Here is a 16,865-nt window from a genome sequence, read left to right as displayed (position 1 = left end):
TCCCTTCGGAGACCGCGCTTGATACCAGCTGCTCGCCCCGCCCATTTTTCCGTCCTTGCGGCCTGCCTGACCCTCGCGACGACTGCGGCCTGGGCCCAAACCAGCACGCTGCCCATCACGCAGGAGCAACGCCGCACCGCCGACGAGGTCGCCAGCGTCGGCGTGCCGCTGTCCGAGCTGGCGCCCAACGCGCCTGACCAGCACACGGTGCAGCCGGGCGATACCTTGTGGGACATCTCCGGGTTGTTCCTGAAAAGCGCTTGGCGCTGGCCCGAACTCTGGGGCATGAACCGCGAGCAGATCCGCAATCCTCACCTGATCTACCCCGGCCAGGTGCTCATGCTCGTCAAGGTGGACGGCCGCGCGCGGCTGCAGCTGGCCCAGGGGCGCGGTGGCAGCGGGACGGGCGACACGGTCAAGCTGCGCCCGCAGATGCGCGTTTCGGCGATGGACAGCAGCCCCATTGCTGCCATCCCCCTGCACCTGATCCAACCCTTCCTGACCGACGCGGTCGTCTTCGACACCGATGCGCTGGCCACGGCGCCGCGCGTGGTCGCGACGCAGGAGGGGCGTGTGCTGGTCGGCAAGGGCGATCTCGCCTATGCCCGTGGCGACTTTGGCAACGGCACGGATTTCCGCGTCTTCCGTACCGCCCGCACGCTGCGCGACCCGACCACCCGGGAAATCCTGGGTTACGAGGCGCCTTACGTCGGCACGGCGGAGCTGATCCGCAGCGGCGAGAACCGCGCGACGGCCGATGGCAAGACCGAGATCGTGCCGGCCACCATCCAGGTCAAGCAGGTCAAGCAGGAAGTCGGCGTCGGCGACCGCCTGGCCCCCGCGCCACAGCGCAACCTCGAACGCTATGTGCCCCACGCGCCCGACAAACCCATGGCGGGTCAAATCGCGGCCATTTACGGCGACGCGCTGAATGCGGGCCAGAACCAGATCGTCGCCCTGAACCGCGGCAAGCGCGACGGCGTGGAGCGCGGCCATGTGCTGGCGCTCTGGCGTGACGGCGAGGCCGCCGTCGACAAGACGATGGCACGTGCCCAGGCGATCAAGCTGCCGGACGAACGCCATGGCGTGCTCTTCGTCTTCGAGGTGTACGAGCGCGTCTCCTACGCGCTGATCATCTCGGTCAACGAGCCGGTCAAGCCGGGCGATCGTTTCACCCAACCCTGAGCGCATGCTCGACCCGGCCGAGCTGGCCGCTTGGCTACGGCTGACCGAAAGCCTCGGCGCCGGCTCGGTGCGGCGCCTGCTGGCCATGGCCGGCAACCCCGAGGCTGCTCTGCGGCTGCCCGCGGCAGCACTCGACCAGGCGCTGACGGCCAAGCAGCGCGAAGCCTTCAACCGGCCGCCCGAGCATCTTGACGAGCTGTTCGTCAAGGCCGAGTCCTGGTTGGCGGAGCCCGGTCACGATCTGCTGGTGCTTGGCGACCCTGACTACCCGCCGCGCCTGCTGGCCACCGCCGACCCGCCGCTGCTGCTGTGGCTGCAGGGGCGGCGCGAGCTGCTGGGCACGCCGTCCATCGCCATCGTCGGCAGCCGCAACCCGACTGCCCAGGGCGGCGACAACGCCCGCGCCTTTGGCCGGGCCCTGGCCGGTGCGGGCTACACCGTCATCTCGGGCCTCGCCCTGGGCGTGGACGCCGCAGCGCACGAGGGGGCGCTCGACGCTACCGGCACGACCATTGCTGTCGTCGGCACCGGGCTGGACCAGGTCTACCCGCGCCGCAACGCAGATCTTGCCGCCCGGCTGCTGGCCGGCGGCGGCCTCATCGTCAGCGAATACTCGCTGGGGACGCCCATCACGCAGGCCAACTTCCCCAAGCGCAACCGCATCATTGCCGGCCTATCCGAGGGCTGCCTCGTCGTCGAGGCCGCCGTGCAGTCGGGCTCGTTGATCACGGCACGGCTGGCGGTCGAGGCGGGGCGGGAGGTGTTCGCCATCCCCGGCTCCATCCATTCGCCGCAGGCCCGTGGCTGCCACGCATTGATCCGTCAGGGTGCCAAGCTGGTCGAATCGGCGCAGGACGTGCTGGAGGAACTGCGTCCGCTCGCAACCCCACGTGAAAAGGCGCCGGAAATGCCGGAAACCCCTCATGAACAACAGGCGCTGCTGGATGCGATGGGCTTCGACCCCGTCAGCCTGGACGCGCTGATGGCCCGCAGCGGCTGGCCGGCGGCCGAACTCAGCGGGGCGCTGCTGGAGCTGGAACTGGACGGCCGGGTCGCCCGGCTGGCGGGCCAACTGTTCCAGCGCAGGGGTCAGGGCTGAAGAGCTTAACCGGGGATATCAGAGCCCGATCCCCGGGGTTATTCGCGTCAGGGGCGCTCCGGACCCTGGGCTATCATCCCCTCACAATGTTCGATGTCCTGGTTTATCTCTACGAGACGTATTGGCGCCCGGACGCCTGCCCCGATCACGCGCAGCTCGCGCGCAAGCTGACGGCGGTAGGGTTCGAGAACGACGAAATCCAGGAAGCCTTGTCCTGGCTTGACGGCCTGGCTGCGGCCGGCGAGTCCTACCAGGGTGAGCAGAGCGAGAACGCCATGCGCGTCTACTCGCCCGTCGAGATCGAGCACCTGGGCGAAGCCTCGGTCGGTTTCGTCAGCTTCCTGGAATCCGCTGGCGTGCTGCCCGGCCCGATGCGCGAGATGGTCATCGACCGCGCGATGGCCATTCCCGGCGCACCCATGGATCTCGAGGATCTGAAAATCATCGTGCTGATGGTGTTCTGGAGCCTCGGCGAGGAACCCGATGCCTTGATCCTCGACGAGCTGTTCGTCGCCCCTGAGGACCGGCTGATCCACTGAGATCGCCCATATCGCAGCAACGGCGCCCCGGGCGCCGTTTGTCATTTCAGCAGCTGTTCGGGGTCGGCATCCAGCTTGGCGAGGGCCTTGCGCGTGGCCTGCACGGTCAGCGCCTCGTCCTGCGCTGGCAGCAACAGGCCGGCCTGCAGGAAGGCGGCCATGCGGTTCAGCGAGAACAGCACGCCACGGCCCTTGGGCGTGACGAACAGTGCCAGCTGCTTGCGCAGACCGCGCCAGGCCAGCTGCACCTGTTCGTTGCGACCACGGTAGTCCAGCATGAACCAGCCGCCGACCTGCAGCTCGCGTGCCCAGGCCACCATGGCCGGCGTCGGCGCGGAGCCACCCTCGGCCACCACTTCCATGCCGTCGGACTCGTGGCCGGACAGGTCGCGCACCAGCATCTCGTCGACATGGGTGTCACCGTCGACGTTCTCGGGCAGCATGGCCTCCAGCGTTTCGAGCTGGTCCATCAGCTCGTCCAGGCGCTCGCGCGGGATGGCGGCGGTCTTGGCCGTGAAGGCCGCGGCCAGCGCGTTGTTGAGCTGGCGCACATGCTCATCCTGCTTGTCGATCGGGATGCCGGCATGGCTCATGCCGTCGCGCAGCGTCTTGAGCAGCGGCGGCAGGCGGCGGATGACGTCGGCGCGCTCCTCGCGCGAGGCCTTGGAGCTTGCGCTCCAGATCAGGTCGGCCGCGGCGCGCTTCATCACCTTGGTCACGTCGGCCTGCGGACCGGCGCGCACGGCCGTGACGGCCAGCACATCGGCCCAGACATGGAAGAGGAAGTCGCGCACACCGTCCTGCACCGGCACTTCGGACAGCATCTTGCGCAGCTCGATGGTGTATTGGATGGCCAGCGTCTCGCGCTGCTCGACCTGCTGAGCCAGTGAGACGCCGCGCTTGGAAGCCTGGTTCTCGTTCTCGAAGTAGTGGTCGAGAAACTTCTCGAACTCGGTCAGCACGGTCGCGAAGACGCGCCGGCCGGTGTCGGGGTAGGCCTCCACGACCTGCACGACGCGCTTGATCTCGCGTTCCAGCGCATCGCTGCTGGCGCGCTCGGTGCCGGGGCCGCTGTTGTGCGCCGTGTTGAACCCCATCACGCAGGCGCCCATGCGGTCGATGAGGCGGCGCGCCGGGTGGTCGGCGGCGGCAAAGAAGTCGGGCTCGCTGACGGCCACGCGCAGCACGGGCATCTGCAGCCGCGCGAACCAGACCCGCACGGTGGCCGGGATGCGCTCTTCGGTCAGGATGCTCTGGAACATCATCGCGACGATCTCGATGGTCGCGCGCTCGGCCGGCGTGTTGGCGGCCTGCTTCAGGACCTGCTTGAAGGCCTGGTTGCGCGCGCCGATCTCCTCCAGCGCACGCGGTGTGCTGATGGCACCGCCGCCGGTATCGCCAGCGCTGGCGGGGCGACGCTGCAGCGACTCTTGGGCATGCTTGATGGCGCCCATCAGCCGCGGCGAGGCGGCGACCGACGGCGCGTCAGCCAGCGAAGGTCTGGCAGCGTCGGCGACCGGGCGCCCAGCGCCGCCGGTCAGCGCGCCCGGGTGGCTCGGTGTCACGTCGGCAAGGCTGGGTTTGCCGCCGCCAGGCCGGGCGGGCACCTGGCTCTTGGTAACCGGAAAGCCCGGCACGTGACGGGCCAGCACCCGCTGCAGCTGGGCCATGACTTCATCGGCCTGGCTGCTGGCCTTGCTGCGCACCGAGGGCAGCGCGGGCATGGCCCCCGGGCCGGAAGTGGGGCCGAGGCCAGGGCCCGGCGAAACCGGCGGCAACGGCGGAAAGGGGGGGAATGATGTTGACGGCGCCGCTGACGGGGCTGCAGGCACACCCGCAGCCGGGGCCGTTGCCGCCACCGGGGTCTGGGCGGTGCGCCGGATGAAGGGCCGCAGGTCGACGTCGGGCAACACCTTCTGCGCGATCAGCCAGCGGTTGGTCTCGTGATAGGCCTCGCTGATGAGCTGGGCGAACTCCTCGTGCAGCTCGTTGTGCAGCAGCTGCCAGACGTTGGCGTCCAGGCCAACGCGGGTCCAGGCATCCAAGGCAACGCGGGCAATGACATGGGCGCGCAGCAGGTCCAGCGGCTCCAGATCATCATGGGCCTCAAGCACCTGCATGCGGGTGCGCAGGTCGGTGAACTCCCAGGTGGCACGGTCCATCATGACCAGGGCCAGGCGTGAGCTGATGATCTCGCGCTCGATGGTCGAGTCGTCGACCAGGCTCATCTTCTGCGACTGGGCCGGCGCCGCAGGTTCAGGGTCGCGAGCGTTGTCTGAGACACCGTGCAGGGCCGCGTGGCGCAGCGCGCCAACGACCGCCATCTGCCAGTTCGGCCCCAACTTCTGCCAGGCCTGCACCGCGTCACGACGCGCCATCATGATGGCGTGCGGCGCACCCTGTGCCAGCAGCTGGCCGGCACCCTGGCCGACCGCGGCCACCAGGGGCGTCAAGCCGCGCACCAGCGCTTCAAGATAGACGCGCCGTGCCTGGGTGGCCAGGGCCTGGTTGCGGGCGGCGGTCATGGAGCGAGGGCGGCGACTCGGCTGGTTGGCGGGGTTCGCTTCACTCTACACGACGGCCCCGGAGTTCGGGTCGCTGGGGTCGTCGCGGTTGACGGCCACTTTCACCAGGTCTTCACGCTTGACGCCCAGCCACATCGCGATCGCCGCAGCAACGAACACCGAGGAATAGATGCCAAACAGGATGCCGATGGTCAGCGCGACGGCGAAGTAATGCAGCGTCGGGCCGCCGAACAGCAGCATGGACACCACCATCAGCTGAGTGGAGCCGTGCGTGATGATGGTGCGGCTCATCGTCGACGTGATGGCGTGGTCGATGACTTCGTGCGTGTTCATCTTGCGGAACTTGCGGAAGGCCTCGCGCACCCGGTCGAAGATGACGACGGACTCGTTGACCGAGTAGCCCAGCACCGCCAGGATGGCCGCCAGCACCGCCAGCGAGAACTCCCACTGGAAGAAGGCAAAGAAGCCCAGGATGATGATCACGTCGTGCAGGTTGGCGATGATGCCGGCGACTGCGAACTTCCATTCGAAGCGGATCGCCAAGTAGATCATGATGCCGATGACCGTCACGGCCAGCGCCTTGGCTGCGTCCTGCGCGAGTTCCGCGCCGACGGCAGGGCCGACAACCTCTGAGCGCGACAGCTTGATCGGTTCGGCGCCATCGGCTTTGGCACAGATCTGCTTGTCGACCTGTTCGCCTTGCGGTGTGATCTGGTTGTGGTGGGTGACGGTCCCCACCTCGGCCTTGCAAAGCTGGCTGAAAACCTTGTCGACTACTTCGGTCTGCTTCTCACCCGGACGTATCGGCAGGCGGATCATGACGTCGCGCGAAGAACCGAAGTTCTGCACCTGGACCTCACCGTAGCCCATCTGCTCGACGGTATGTCGGGTCTTCTCGACTTCGGCGGCCTGCGCATAGGCCACCTCGATGACAGTCCCGCCGGTGAATTCGATTGAGAAATGCAGGCCGCGCGTGACCAGGAAGAACACGGCGGCGGCGAAGGTGATGAAGGAAATGGCGTTGAAGATCAACGCATGCTTCATCAGCGGCAGGTCGCGCTTGATGCGAAAGAGTTCCATCTTGAATCCTTAAGCCTTGGCGGCCCCGTCGGTCACTTCGGTCGCCCCTGCGGCGGGCTTGTCGGCGTCTGGCCGCCAGATCTGCCCGATGGACACGCTCTTGAGCTTCTTCTTGCGGCCGTACCAGAGGTTGACGAGGCCGCGCGAGAACACGACGGACGAGAACATTGACGTCAGGATGCCGAGGCAATGCACGACGGCAAAGCCCTTGATCGGGCCGGAACCGAAGACCAGCAGGGCCACACCGGCGATCAACGTCGTGACGTTCGAATCAAAGATGGTCGCCCAGGCGCGCTCGTAGCCGAGGTGGATGGCTTGCTGCGGCGACACGCCCGCCCGCAGTTCCTCGCGCACGCGCTCGTTGATCAGCACGTTGGAGTCGATGGCCATGCCCAGCACCAGCGCGATAGCCGCGATGCCCGGCAGGCTCAGCGTGGCCTGCATCATCGACAGCGCCGCAATCAGCAGCAACAGGTTGAAGCCCAGGGCCAGCGACGAGAACACGCCGAACAACAGGTAGTAGACGCACATGAAGGCAGCCACCGCAACGAAGCCCCAGGTGACGCTGGCGATGCCCTTCTCGATGTTCTCCTTGCCCAGGCTCGGGCCGATGGTGCGCTCCTCGATGATCTCCATCGGCGCGGCCAGCGAGCCGGCGCGCAACAGCAGCGCCGTGTCAGCGGCTTCCTGCGTCGTCATGGCACCGGAGATGCTGAAGCGGTTGCCGAGCTCGTCGTTGATCTTGGGGGCCGTGACGACTTCGCCCTTGCCCTTTTCGAAGATCAGGATCGCCATGCGCTTGCCGATGTTCTCGCGCGAGACTTCCTTCATGATCCGCGCGCCCTTGGCGTCCACGGTCAGGTGCACGGCCGGCTGCTGGTTCTGGTCGAAGCCCGGCTGAGCGTCGTTCAGGCTGTCGCCAGTCAGCAAGACCTGGCGCTTGACGATGATGGGGCCGAAGCCGCGGTCGATGAAGCGCTCCGTGCCGAAGGGCACAGGGCCATTGCCCTGCAACGCCTCCAAAGCTTCGGTGCTGTCGTCGACCATGCGCAGCTCAAGCGTCGCGGTGCGGCCGATGATGTCCTTGGCCTTGGCTGTGTCCTGCACGCCGGGCAACTGCACCACGACCCGGTCCAGGCCCTGCTGCTGGATGACGGGCTCTGCCACGCCCAACTCGTTGACGCGGTTGTGCAGCGTGGTGATGTTCTGCTTGAGCGCCGCTTCCTGCACGGCCACCTGGGTCTGGGGTGCCAGGCTGCCGACGAGGCGCAGTTCGCCGCCTTCGCCTTGCGGGGTCCAGACCACGTCGGGCAATTGCGTCTTCAGCAGCTCGGTGGCGCTGGCGCGCTGCTCCGCGTCACGGAAGGCGATCTGCACGACGTTGCCGTCACGGCTGATGCCGGCGTGGCGAATGCTCTTCTCGCGCAGCATCAGGCGCACGTCGCCGGTCAGCGCCTCGGCCTTCTTGGTCAGCGCGGCCTTCATGTCGACCTGCATCAGGAAGTGCACGCCACCGCGCAGGTCCAGGCCCAGGTACATCGGGAAGGCGCCCATCTTGCTCAGCCATTGCGGCGAACGCGACAGCAGATTCAGCGCGACGATGTAGGTGGGGTCGGCCGGGTCGGGGTTCAGCGCCTTGCTGATCGTGTCCTTGGCCTTGATCTGGGTGTCGGTGTCGCCGAACCGGGCCTTGATCGAATTGCCTTCCAGCTGGACAAAGTCCGCCTGGATGCTGGCAGCCTTGAGCGCTGCCTCGATGCGCTCCTGCACCGAGGTGTCGATCTTGACGGTCACCTTGGCGCTGGAGACCTGCACCGCGGGCGCTTCGCCGAACAGGTTGGGCAGGGTGTACAGGGTGCCGATCAGCAGCGCGACCAGCAGGATCGCGTACTTCCAGAGCGGATAGCGGTTCATGGGGACTTCCTTGTCGGCGCCTAGACGGCTGCCGACGGAGATGGGCGCAGGGCCGGTTACTTCAAGCTGCCCTTAGGGAGAACCTGGGTGATGGCACTGCGCTGGATCTGCAGTTCCACGCCATTGCTGACTTCAAGGTGGATGAAGTTGTCGCCCAGCTTGCTGATCTTGCCGAGGACACCGCCGGCGGTAACGACCTCGTCGCCCTTCTGCACCGCCTCGATCATGGCCTTGTGTTCCTTCTGGCGCTTCATCTGCGGCCGGATCATGACGAAGTACAGCACCACGAACATCAGCACCAGCGGCAGCATGCCGAGGAGGCCGGAATCGGAACTGGCGGCCGCCGGGGCGGCCTGGGCATAGGCGTTGGAGATGAACACGTTGAATTCCTTGGGTGAGCCGCCGCGACAAACTGCAGAGCAACCTTGAATTCTAGTGCGGCGCTGTTCTCGCTCTGGCCAGCGTTGTCGGCCGAGCTGCGCGAGCGCCCCGCGGCCTGCTAACCTGCTGCGGCCACCACCGCTGCGGAACACTTCCTTGCCGATCAGGAGACTCACTGACCGACTGAGCCTGCGCCGCTTGCTGACGCTGCCCTACGTCGTGCTGGTGCTGGCGCTGGTGCTGCTGATGGGCTCGCTGTCCTGGCGGGCCGGGCGCGACACGGTGGACACCCTGTCCAGCCAGCTCCTCGTCGAGGCAGTCGGGCGCATCGCAGCGGCGCTTGAGGGCCATGTCGGCGGCGCCGATGCCGTGCTCGAAGCGGCGGCGCCCACCGGCCTGCCGGCGCCCGGGAACATCGAGCGCGAGCTGGACAGCCTGCGCAGCCGCTTCTGGCTGGCCACATCGGTGCATCGCGATCCCAACAACTACGTCTATTACGGCGACCGGCATGGTCATTTCATTGGTCTGTGGCGGTTCTCGGAGCAGGAGGCCGAGCTGCGCCTGCGAGTGCTGGGGGAGGGTCCCCGCACCCTCTACCGGCTCAGCGGCATCACGGGCGAGCCCCGCTCACCGGTGATCGAAGACAAGGTGTTCGAGCCGCGCGAGCGGCCCTGGTACCAGGCCGCCCTGGCCAGTCCCGCGCCCCTGAGCTGGACACCGGTCTACATCGACTTCAAGACGCTGGACCTGGTCGCCACGCGTACCAAGCGCGTCGGCAACGACGTGGGCGAGCCCGAAGGCGTGGCGGCGACCGACCTGCCGCTCAAGCAGGTCAACGCCCTGCTGCAGCGCGCAGCGCTGACCGAGAACGCCGTTGCCATGGTCATGGAGGCCGATGGCCAGCTCATCGGCGTGTCGCGTGGCGCGCACATGCAGACGCTGGCCGCAGGACGGCACGAGCGCCTCACCGCGGCCCAGAGCCCCGACCCCCTCGTGGCCGCCGCCTTCGACGCCGTGCGCCGACAGGGCGCCACCGGCGGCGACGCGACCGGCACGGCGCCGCGCACGACCAGCTTCAGCGACGCCGACGGGCGCAGTGTGCAGCTCGGTTATGCCCGCCTCGACCCGGCGCTGGGCTTGGACTGGCTCATCATCGTCGCCGTGCCACGCGCCGACTTCCTGGCCGGCGTGCAACGCAACTTCGTGCAGGCCGCCGTGCTGGCGGGCCTTGGCGTGGTGATCGCACTCGGCCTCGGCTGGGCCGTGTTGGGCATCGTCACGCGCGAACTGCGCGAGCTGGCCGAAGCCGCCCGCCGCGTCGGCGACGGCGTGCTGGACGAGCCGCCCGACGTGCACCGCACCGACGAGCTTGGCGAGCTTGCGCGCAGCTTTGCCGACATGCAAAGGCGGTTGCTGACCGACCAGCTGACGGGCCTGTCCAACCGCAGCGCCATCCTGCGCCGCATCGAGGACCGCATCCTGCAGCAGCGCCGCCGCGGCGACAGCTGGCCGTTCGCCGTCATGTTCATCGACTTCGACCGCTTCAAGGACATCAACAAGCGCTTCGGCCATGGCGTCGGCGATGCGGTGCTGAAGGAGACCGGGCAGCGCCTGCGAGCGGGCGTGCGCATCGGCGACATCGTGGCGCGCTATGCCGGCGATGAATTCGTGCTGCTGCTCGACTCGGTCGAGAACCGCGCCGATGCCGAAGCCGCGCGCGCCCACCTGGAGGCCGCAGTGCGCGCGCCGCTGGAAAGCCTGGGGGCAATAGCGCCAGCCGACTTCCAGCTCGGCGCCAGCTTCGGCATCGCCCTCTATCCCGACGACGGCCAAGACACCGAGGGCCTGCTGCGGCATGCTGACGCCGACATGTACGCCCGCAAGCAGCAGCCCCCCACCAGCAATGCCTCAAAGCCCTGACTCTCGCCTCGACCTCCCGGCGCTGCGCCGCCATGCCGTGGCGCGCAGCCTGTTCACACCGACAACGTTGCTCAAGGCCATCGAGAAGCTCGGCGGCTTCGTTCAGGCCGACCCGCTGCGCGCACCGGCCCGCGCGCAAGACCTGACGCTGCGCCACCGCGTCAAGGGCTACCAGGCCGGCGACCTTGAGCGCCGCTACCCGCGCCTGCCGCTGCAGGAAGACTTCTTCATCAACTACGGCTTCGTCACGCCCGAGCTGCGGGCGCTGATGCATCCGCGCACGGCACGCCGCGTCTGGGAAGAGCCGCGCTGGCAACTCGCCCGGGCCGTGCTGGCCGAGGTCGAGCGCCTGGGCGAGGCCCACCCCGCCCAGGTCGACGCCGCGCTCGGCCACGGCCCGGTGAAGAACTGGTTCGGCGGCAACAGCCGGCTGTCGACCGAGTTGCTTGACGGCCTGCACTACCGCGGCCATCTCGACGTCGTCCGGCGCGACAGCGGCACGCGGGTCTACCGGCTGGCCGAAGGCTGGCAGGCGCACGCCGACCCGCAGGCCGCCATGGACGCGATGGCCGACGTGCTGGTGCGCAAATACGCGCCGCTGCCGGCGGGCAGCCTGTCCCAGCTCATCAACATGCTCTTCCACGGCGCCCACCAGTGGGAGTCCCTACGCAAGACCACGCTGCAGCGTGCCAAGGAACGCCTGGGCCATGCCACCATCGACGGCACCGACTGGTACTGGCCGGCCGACGAAGACCCGGCGCGTGGCTGGCGCATCCCGTCTCAAGTGCGGCTGCTGGCGCCTTTCGATCCCGTCGTCTGGGACCGCCGGCGTTTCGAGCTGCTGTGGGGCTGGGCCTACCGCTTCGAGGCCTACACGCCGGCGGCCAAGCGGGTGCGCGGCCATTACGCGCTGCCGCTGCTGTGGCGCGACCAGGTCATCGGCTGGGCCAACGCTGGCGTGCGCGGCGGGCAGCTGCAGGTGGATTGCGGCTATGTCAGTGGCCGCGCGCCGCGCGACGCCGGCTTCAAGGCGGCACTGGAGGAAGAGATCCAGCGCCTGACCGGTTTCCTCGGCCTCTAGGCGTTCAACGTCGGCATCTGCGCCGCCGGATAGCGCGTGCCGGCGACGGCATGCGCGGCCAGCAATGCCTCGATACGGTCGCGCCGCGCGGCGTCAAGCTGAACGCGCGCCGCCAGCGCGTTCTCGTCCAGCCGGGCAATGCTGCGCGTGCCGGGAATGGGGATGATGTCGTCGCCCTGGTCCAGCAGCCAAGCCAGCGCGAGCTGGGCCGGCGTGTAGCTCCATTCGGCAGCCAGCGCCGACAGCGCATCGGCGAGCGCCAGGTTGTGGTCCAGGTTCTCGCCCTGGAAGCGCGGGTGGATGCGGCGGCGGTCGTCCGCGGCCAGCTGGTCGGCGGAGCGGATGGCGCCGGTCAGGAAGCCGCGCCCGAGCGGGCTGTAGGGCACCAGGGCAATGCCGAGTTCGCGGCAGGTCGGCAGCACCTCGGCCTCGACGTCACGGCTCCACAGCGAGTATTCGGTCTGCACCGCGGCAATCGGATGCACGGCATGGGCCCGGCGGATGGTCGCCGCGCCGGCCTCGGACAGGCCGAGATGCTTCACCTTGCCGGCCTTGACGAGATCGGCCATCGCGCCCACCGTCTCCTCGATGGGCACGCGCTTGTCGACGCGGTGCTGGTAATAAAGATCGATGTGGTCGACACCCAGGCGTTGCAGGCTGGCATCGCAGGCCTCGCGCACATAGGCCGCGCTGCCGTCGATGCGCAAGACCGCGCCGTCCGGTGCACGCACATGGCCGAACTTGGTCGCCACGACGACCTCGTCGCGGCGCTCAGCGAGCAACCGGGCCAGCAGCCTTTCATTGGCGCCAATGCCGTACATGTCGGCGGTGTCGAGGAAGTTGATGCCGATGTCCAGCGCGTGGTGCAGCACCGCCAGCGACTGCGCATCGTCGGCCGGGCCGTAGAAGTCGGACATGCCCATGCAGCCCAGGCCGAGTGCCGAGACGTCGGGACCGCCAGCGCCCAGGCGGCGGGGCGGGATTTGTGCGGAAACGGCATTAGTCATCGGGGAACTCCTTGTGGTCATCATCGCGCGAGCTGCAAAGGCCCTGTCGAGCCGCCTAGAATGCGCGGCTTCCGAGGAGCGTTGCAACCTCAGCACCTTTTGAGGCCAGGCTCGGAACTCTTCTTGCAACTGCGCTCACCCGCTGGCCGACCGTGCCTGGGTGATGTCCTGATCCCCTCGCGTGCACCAGCGGCTTCATTCGCTTGAAGGAGCTCTGCATGACCGCCAATCTTCCCGCCCACATCGTCAAGGACCTGTCGCTGGCCGACTGGGGACGCAAAGAGATCAAGATCGCCGAGCACGAGATGCCGGCGCTGATGGCCATCCGCAAAGAGTACGCCGCCACGCAGCCGCTGAAGGGCGCGCGCGTCACCGGTTCGCTGCACATGACCATCCAGACGGCCGTGCTGGTCGAGACCCTGCAGGCGCTGGGCGCGCAGGTGCGCTGGGCCAGCTGCAACATCTTCTCGACACAGGACCACGCCGCCGCCGCGCTGGCCGCCGTCGGCACACCCGTGTTCGCCTACAAGGGCGAGACGCTGGAAGACTACTGGGACTACACCCACCGCATCTTCGAATTCGGCGGCAAGGGCGAGCCGGGCGAAGGCCCCAACATGATCCTGGACGATGGCGGCGACGCGACGTTGCTGATGCACCTGGGACAGCGCGCCGAGAAGGACTTGTCCGTGCTGGCCAACCCGAGCAGCGAGGAAGAGCGCATCCTGTTCGCGGCCATCAAGGCCAAGATCGCCACTGATGCCAGCTGGTACACCCGCAAGGCCGCCGAGATCATCGGCGTGACCGAGGAGACGACCACCGGCGTGCACCGCTTGAACGAGATGTCCGCCAAGGGCACGCTGCAGTTCCGCGCGATCAACGTCAACGACTCCGTCACCAAGAGCAAGTTCGACAACCTCTACGGCTGCCGCGAAAGCCTGGTTGACGCCATCAAGCGCGCCACCGACGTGATGGTGGCCGGCAAGATCGCCGTCGTGGCCGGTTACGGCGACGTGGGGAAGGGCTCGGCGCAGGCGCTGCGCGCACTGTCGGCCCAGGTCTGGGTGACCGAGATCGACCCCATCTGCGCGCTGCAGGCCGCGATGGAGGGCTACCGCGTCGTGACGATGGAATACGCCGCCGACAAGGCCGACATCTTCGTCACCGCCACGGGCAACAAGAACGTCATCCGCCGCGAGCACATGGCTGCGATGAAGAACAACAGCATCGTCTGCAACATCGGCCACTTCGACAACGAGATCGACGTCGCGTCCATCGAAGACTGCGGCTGGGACGAGATCAAGCCCCAGGTCGACCACGTCAGCTTCCCCGACGGCAAGAAGATCATCCTGCTGGCCAAGGGCCGCCTCGTGAACCTGGGCTGCGGCACCGGCCACCCGAGCTATGTGATGAGCTCGTCCTTCGCCAACCAGACCATCGCCCAGATCGAGCTGTTCGCCCACCAGGACCGCTACGAAGCCGGCAAGGTCTATGTGCTGCCCAAGCACTTGGACGAGAAGGTCGCCCTGCTGCAGCTGACCACGCTGAATGCACAGCTGTCGACGCTGACCGAGGAACAGGCGGCCTACATCGGCGTGGACAGGGCCGGCCCCTTCAAGGCCGACACCTACCGATACTGAAAAGAGTCGATGCGCGCTGACCAGCTTCTCGTCGCCCAGGGCCTGGCACCCACGCGCTCGGCCGCGCAGCGCCTGATCGGCAACGGCGCAGCCGAATGGGCCTCGCCCACCGGCTGGACCGCGCTGAAGAAGGCGGGCGAGGACCTGCACGAGACAGCGCAGCTGCGCGTCACCGACGACGCGGAGCTGCGCTATGTGTCGCGCGGCGGGCTCAAGCTGGAAGGCGCCATCGCCCGCACGCAGGCCGACATCAAGGGCGTCACCGCACTCGACATCGGCCAGAGCACCGGGGGCTTCACCGACTGCCTGCTTGCCCATGGCGCCAACCATGTCGTCGGTATCGATGTGGGCCACGGCCAGCTGCACGCCCGCCTGCACGACGACCAGCGCGTGACGGCGCTGGAGGGCACGCATGTGCGCGAGCTGGACGTGCTGCGCGCGCACTCGCCGACCGGTGGCTTTCCGCTCATCGTCGGCGATCTGAGCTTCATCTCCATGGTGGGCAGCCTGCCCGAGCTGCTGCCCTGGCTGGAAGTGCACGGCCATCTGCTGGTGCTGATCAAGCCGCAGTTCGAACTGGGGCCGCAGGCCCTGGGCAAGGGCGGCCTCGTCAAGGACCCGGCCGACTACGCCCGCCTCGAAGGCCGCGTGCGCCTGGCCTGCACCGCTTTGGGCCTGCGCGTGCTCGACTACTTCGACAGCTCCATCACCGGCGGTGATGGCAACCGAGAATTCTTCTTGTGGGCCACTCGATGACCACCCCTGTCAGTTTCGAATTCTTCCCCCCCAACACGCCCGTCGGCGTCGAGAAGCTCAAGACCGTCGTGCAGGAGCTGGGCGCGCTCGCGCCCCAATACTTCAGCGTCACCTACGGCGCCGGCGGCTCCACGCGCGACAAGACGCTGGGCGCGGTGATGGACATTGCCGCGGCCGGCTTCGAGGCCGCGCCTCATCTCAGCTGCGTCGGCTCCACGCGAGAGAACATCGCTGAGATCCTGGCCACCTATCGCGCCCAGGACATCCACCGCGTCGTCGCCCTGCGCGGCGACCTGCCCAGCGGCACGGCCACCGCCGGCGAATTCCGTTATGCGTCCGAGCTGGTCAGCTTCATCCGCGAGACGCAAGGCAAGGACTGGCACATCGAGGTCGCGGCCTACCCGGAAGTGCACCCCCAGCAGCGCTACGCCGCCAAGGACATGCAGCACTTCGCCGACAAGATGAACGCCGGCGCCGACGGTGCGATCACGCAGTTCTTCTTCAACGCCGACGCGTACTTCCACTTCGTCGACGAGGCCCGCAGGCTCGGGGTGACGCAACCCATCGTGCCGGGCATCATGCCCTTCCACAACTATGGCCGCATCGCCCAGTTCGCGCAGCGCGACGGCATCGAGATCCCGCGCTGGGTGCAGATGAAGATGGAAGGCTTCATGGACGACACGGCCAGCATCCGCGCGTTCGGCCTGGATGTCGCCGCCAAGCTCTGCGAGCGCCTTATCGCCGGCGGCGCGCCGGGCCTGCACTTCTACACGCTCAACCAGAGCGCGCTGACGCTGGAGTTATGCAAGCGCCTCGGCCTCGATCGTCAGAGCCCCTCGCCCGGTCTGCCTCGCTGAACGCGGGCAAGCCCGGTCGGTCCCCCTTGGGGACGTTGATGCTTGCCGGATCGACCGGCAAGCATCACCCCACGCGGACCGGCTTGGGAGCGGCCCTGCGCTCGGCCCGCAAGTCTGATCCAACGCAAACTCACGACTGACCCGGCTCGCGTTTGAACGCGAGCTTGTGTTGCCTCAAATCGCGCCGGCACGGCGGCGCGTGCAATGTCTCCATCGGGATTCGTCCCATCACCTGGAGTCATTGATGAAGTTCCTCCCCGCCCTGCGCCTGGCCGCCCTGGCCGCTGCCGCACTCAGCCTGCAGCCCGCCCTGGCCAAGGATGGCGACGAAGGCCCGTGGCTGGTGCGCGTGCGCGCCCTGCACCTGGACTCGGCCAACAAGGACGGCACGGGCCTGGGCCTGGGCCTGTCGGTCAACAACAAGACCTTTCCCGAGCTGGACATCAGCTACTTCCTCGCGCCCAACATCGCTGCCGAGCTGGTCCTGACCTATCCGCAAAAGCACAGGCTGTATTCCAACGGCGCCGAGATCGGCTCGCTCAAGCATCTGCCGCCCACGTTGACGCTGCAGTACCACTTCAACCGGACAGGCGGCGTGCGCCCCTATGTTGGCGCGGGCCTGAACTACACCAACTTCTCCAGCGTCAAGTTCGCGCCCGCCGTGCAGGCCGCGCTGAAACCTAGCATCAAGCACAACAGCGTCGGCCTGGCTTGGCAGGCCGGTGCCGACATCGAGATCAGCCCGGGGCTCTCCCTGAACGTCGACCTGAAGAAGGTGGCTCTCAAGACCACCGTGTATTCCGGTGGCGCGGCGGTCGGCAAGTTCAAGGTCGACCCGACGCTGGCGAGCGTGGGCTTGGGCTGGCGCTTCTGATCATGTAAAT

Annotated in this window: 14 protein-coding genes and 1 riboswitch; of the genes, 9 read left to right on the top strand and 5 right to left on the bottom strand. The window is 67.7% G+C overall.

All coding sequences use genetic code 11. From position 1 onward, the window contains the following. Positions 1-18 precede the first annotated feature (18 nt). From ASC81_RS01160 to ASC81_RS01150, 3 genes are all read left to right on the top strand, one after another. Positions 19-1,185, top strand: coding sequence for a LysM peptidoglycan-binding domain-containing protein (locus ASC81_RS01160; protein WP_235533536.1), 1,167 nt, complete (start codon positions 19-21; stop codon positions 1,183-1,185). A gap of 4 nt (positions 1,186-1,189) precedes the next feature. After that, a complete protein-coding gene (gene dprA / locus ASC81_RS01155) occupies positions 1,190-2,284 on the top strand; it encodes a DNA-processing protein DprA (RefSeq protein WP_056261614.1) in 1,095 nt (364 codons plus the stop codon). An 86-nt stretch (positions 2,285-2,370) separates the two neighbouring features. After that, complete coding sequence (locus tag ASC81_RS01150) at positions 2,371-2,823, top strand: DUF494 family protein (protein WP_056261611.1); 453 nt, start codon at positions 2,371-2,373, stop codon at positions 2,821-2,823. A 41-nt stretch (positions 2,824-2,864) separates the two neighbouring features. Here the strand turns inward: ASC81_RS01150 and ASC81_RS01145 are convergent, their stop codons facing one another. Genes ASC81_RS01145 through yajC form a run of 4 tightly spaced genes read right to left on the bottom strand, consistent with a single transcriptional unit; the run spans position 2,865 to position 8,722 of the window. After that, entirely contained in the window at positions 2,865-5,348 is a 2,484-nt protein-coding gene (locus tag ASC81_RS01145) for a DUF1631 family protein (protein WP_056261608.1), read from the bottom strand. A 45-nt stretch (positions 5,349-5,393) separates the two neighbouring features. After that, the gene (gene secF, locus ASC81_RS01140) at positions 5,394-6,428 is read right to left on the bottom strand and encodes a protein translocase subunit SecF (protein ID WP_056261606.1); all 1,035 of its coding nucleotides are present in this window, start codon (positions 6,426-6,428) and stop codon (positions 5,394-5,396) included. A gap of 9 nt (positions 6,429-6,437) precedes the next feature. Continuing rightward, a complete protein-coding gene (gene secD / locus ASC81_RS01135; protein WP_056261603.1) occupies positions 6,438-8,342 on the bottom strand; it encodes a protein translocase subunit SecD in 1,905 nt (634 codons plus the stop codon). A 56-nt stretch (positions 8,343-8,398) separates the two neighbouring features. After that, positions 8,399-8,722, bottom strand: coding sequence for a preprotein translocase subunit YajC (yajC, locus tag ASC81_RS01130; protein ID WP_056261600.1), 324 nt, complete (start codon positions 8,720-8,722; stop codon positions 8,399-8,401). A gap of 199 nt (positions 8,723-8,921) precedes the next feature. Between yajC and ASC81_RS01125 the strand changes: the two genes are divergently transcribed. Continuing rightward, positions 8,922-10,643, top strand: a complete 1,722-nt coding sequence (locus ASC81_RS01125) for a sensor domain-containing diguanylate cyclase (protein ID WP_056261598.1) — start codon at positions 8,922-8,924, stop codon at positions 10,641-10,643. Continuing rightward, positions 10,627-11,724 carry a DNA glycosylase AlkZ-like family protein gene (locus ASC81_RS01120; RefSeq protein ID WP_056261596.1) on the top strand — a complete coding sequence of 366 codons (1,098 nt, stop codon included), beginning with the start codon at positions 10,627-10,629 and terminating at the stop codon, positions 11,722-11,724. The genes ASC81_RS01125 and ASC81_RS01120 overlap by 17 nt, the downstream gene beginning before the upstream one ends. On the opposite strand, the gene ASC81_RS01115 is transcribed toward ASC81_RS01120, so the two are convergent. Beyond that, positions 11,721-12,731, bottom strand: coding sequence for an aldo/keto reductase (locus ASC81_RS01115; protein ID WP_056261592.1), 1,011 nt, complete (start codon positions 12,729-12,731; stop codon positions 11,721-11,723). The two genes, ASC81_RS01120 and ASC81_RS01115, sit on opposite strands and share 4 nt — an antisense overlap. A 68-nt stretch (positions 12,732-12,799) precedes the next feature. After that, positions 12,800-12,875, top strand: a riboswitch (S-adenosyl-L-homocysteine riboswitch). Positions 12,876-12,949: 74 nt separating this feature from the next. Here ASC81_RS01115 and ahcY point away from each other — a divergent pair. From ahcY to ASC81_RS01095, 4 genes are all read left to right on the top strand, one after another. Continuing rightward, entirely contained in the window at positions 12,950-14,368 is a 1,419-nt protein-coding gene (ahcY, locus tag ASC81_RS01110; RefSeq protein WP_056261590.1) for an adenosylhomocysteinase, read from the top strand. A gap of 9 nt (positions 14,369-14,377) precedes the next feature. Beyond that, a complete protein-coding gene (locus ASC81_RS01105) occupies positions 14,378-15,124 on the top strand; it encodes a TlyA family RNA methyltransferase (RefSeq protein WP_056261587.1) in 747 nt (248 codons plus the stop codon). After that, positions 15,121-15,981, top strand: a complete 861-nt coding sequence (gene metF, locus ASC81_RS01100; protein WP_056261586.1) for a methylenetetrahydrofolate reductase [NAD(P)H] — start codon at positions 15,121-15,123, stop codon at positions 15,979-15,981. The genes ASC81_RS01105 and metF overlap by 4 nt, the downstream gene beginning before the upstream one ends. Positions 15,982-16,225: 244 nt before the next feature. Further along, positions 16,226-16,855: an OmpW family protein gene (locus ASC81_RS01095; protein WP_056261583.1), complete on the top strand. Its 630-nt coding sequence runs from the start codon at positions 16,226-16,228 to the stop codon at positions 16,853-16,855. The last annotated feature ends 10 nt before the right edge of the window (positions 16,856-16,865 follow it).

It is taken from the genome of Pelomonas sp. Root405 (assembly GCF_001425165.1).
In the GTDB taxonomy this organism is placed as follows: Bacteria; Pseudomonadota; Gammaproteobacteria; order Burkholderiales; family Burkholderiaceae_C; genus Pelomonas.
The sequence above is the reverse complement of the archived record's forward strand: the minus strand, read 5'-3'. Positions and strand labels throughout refer to the sequence as shown.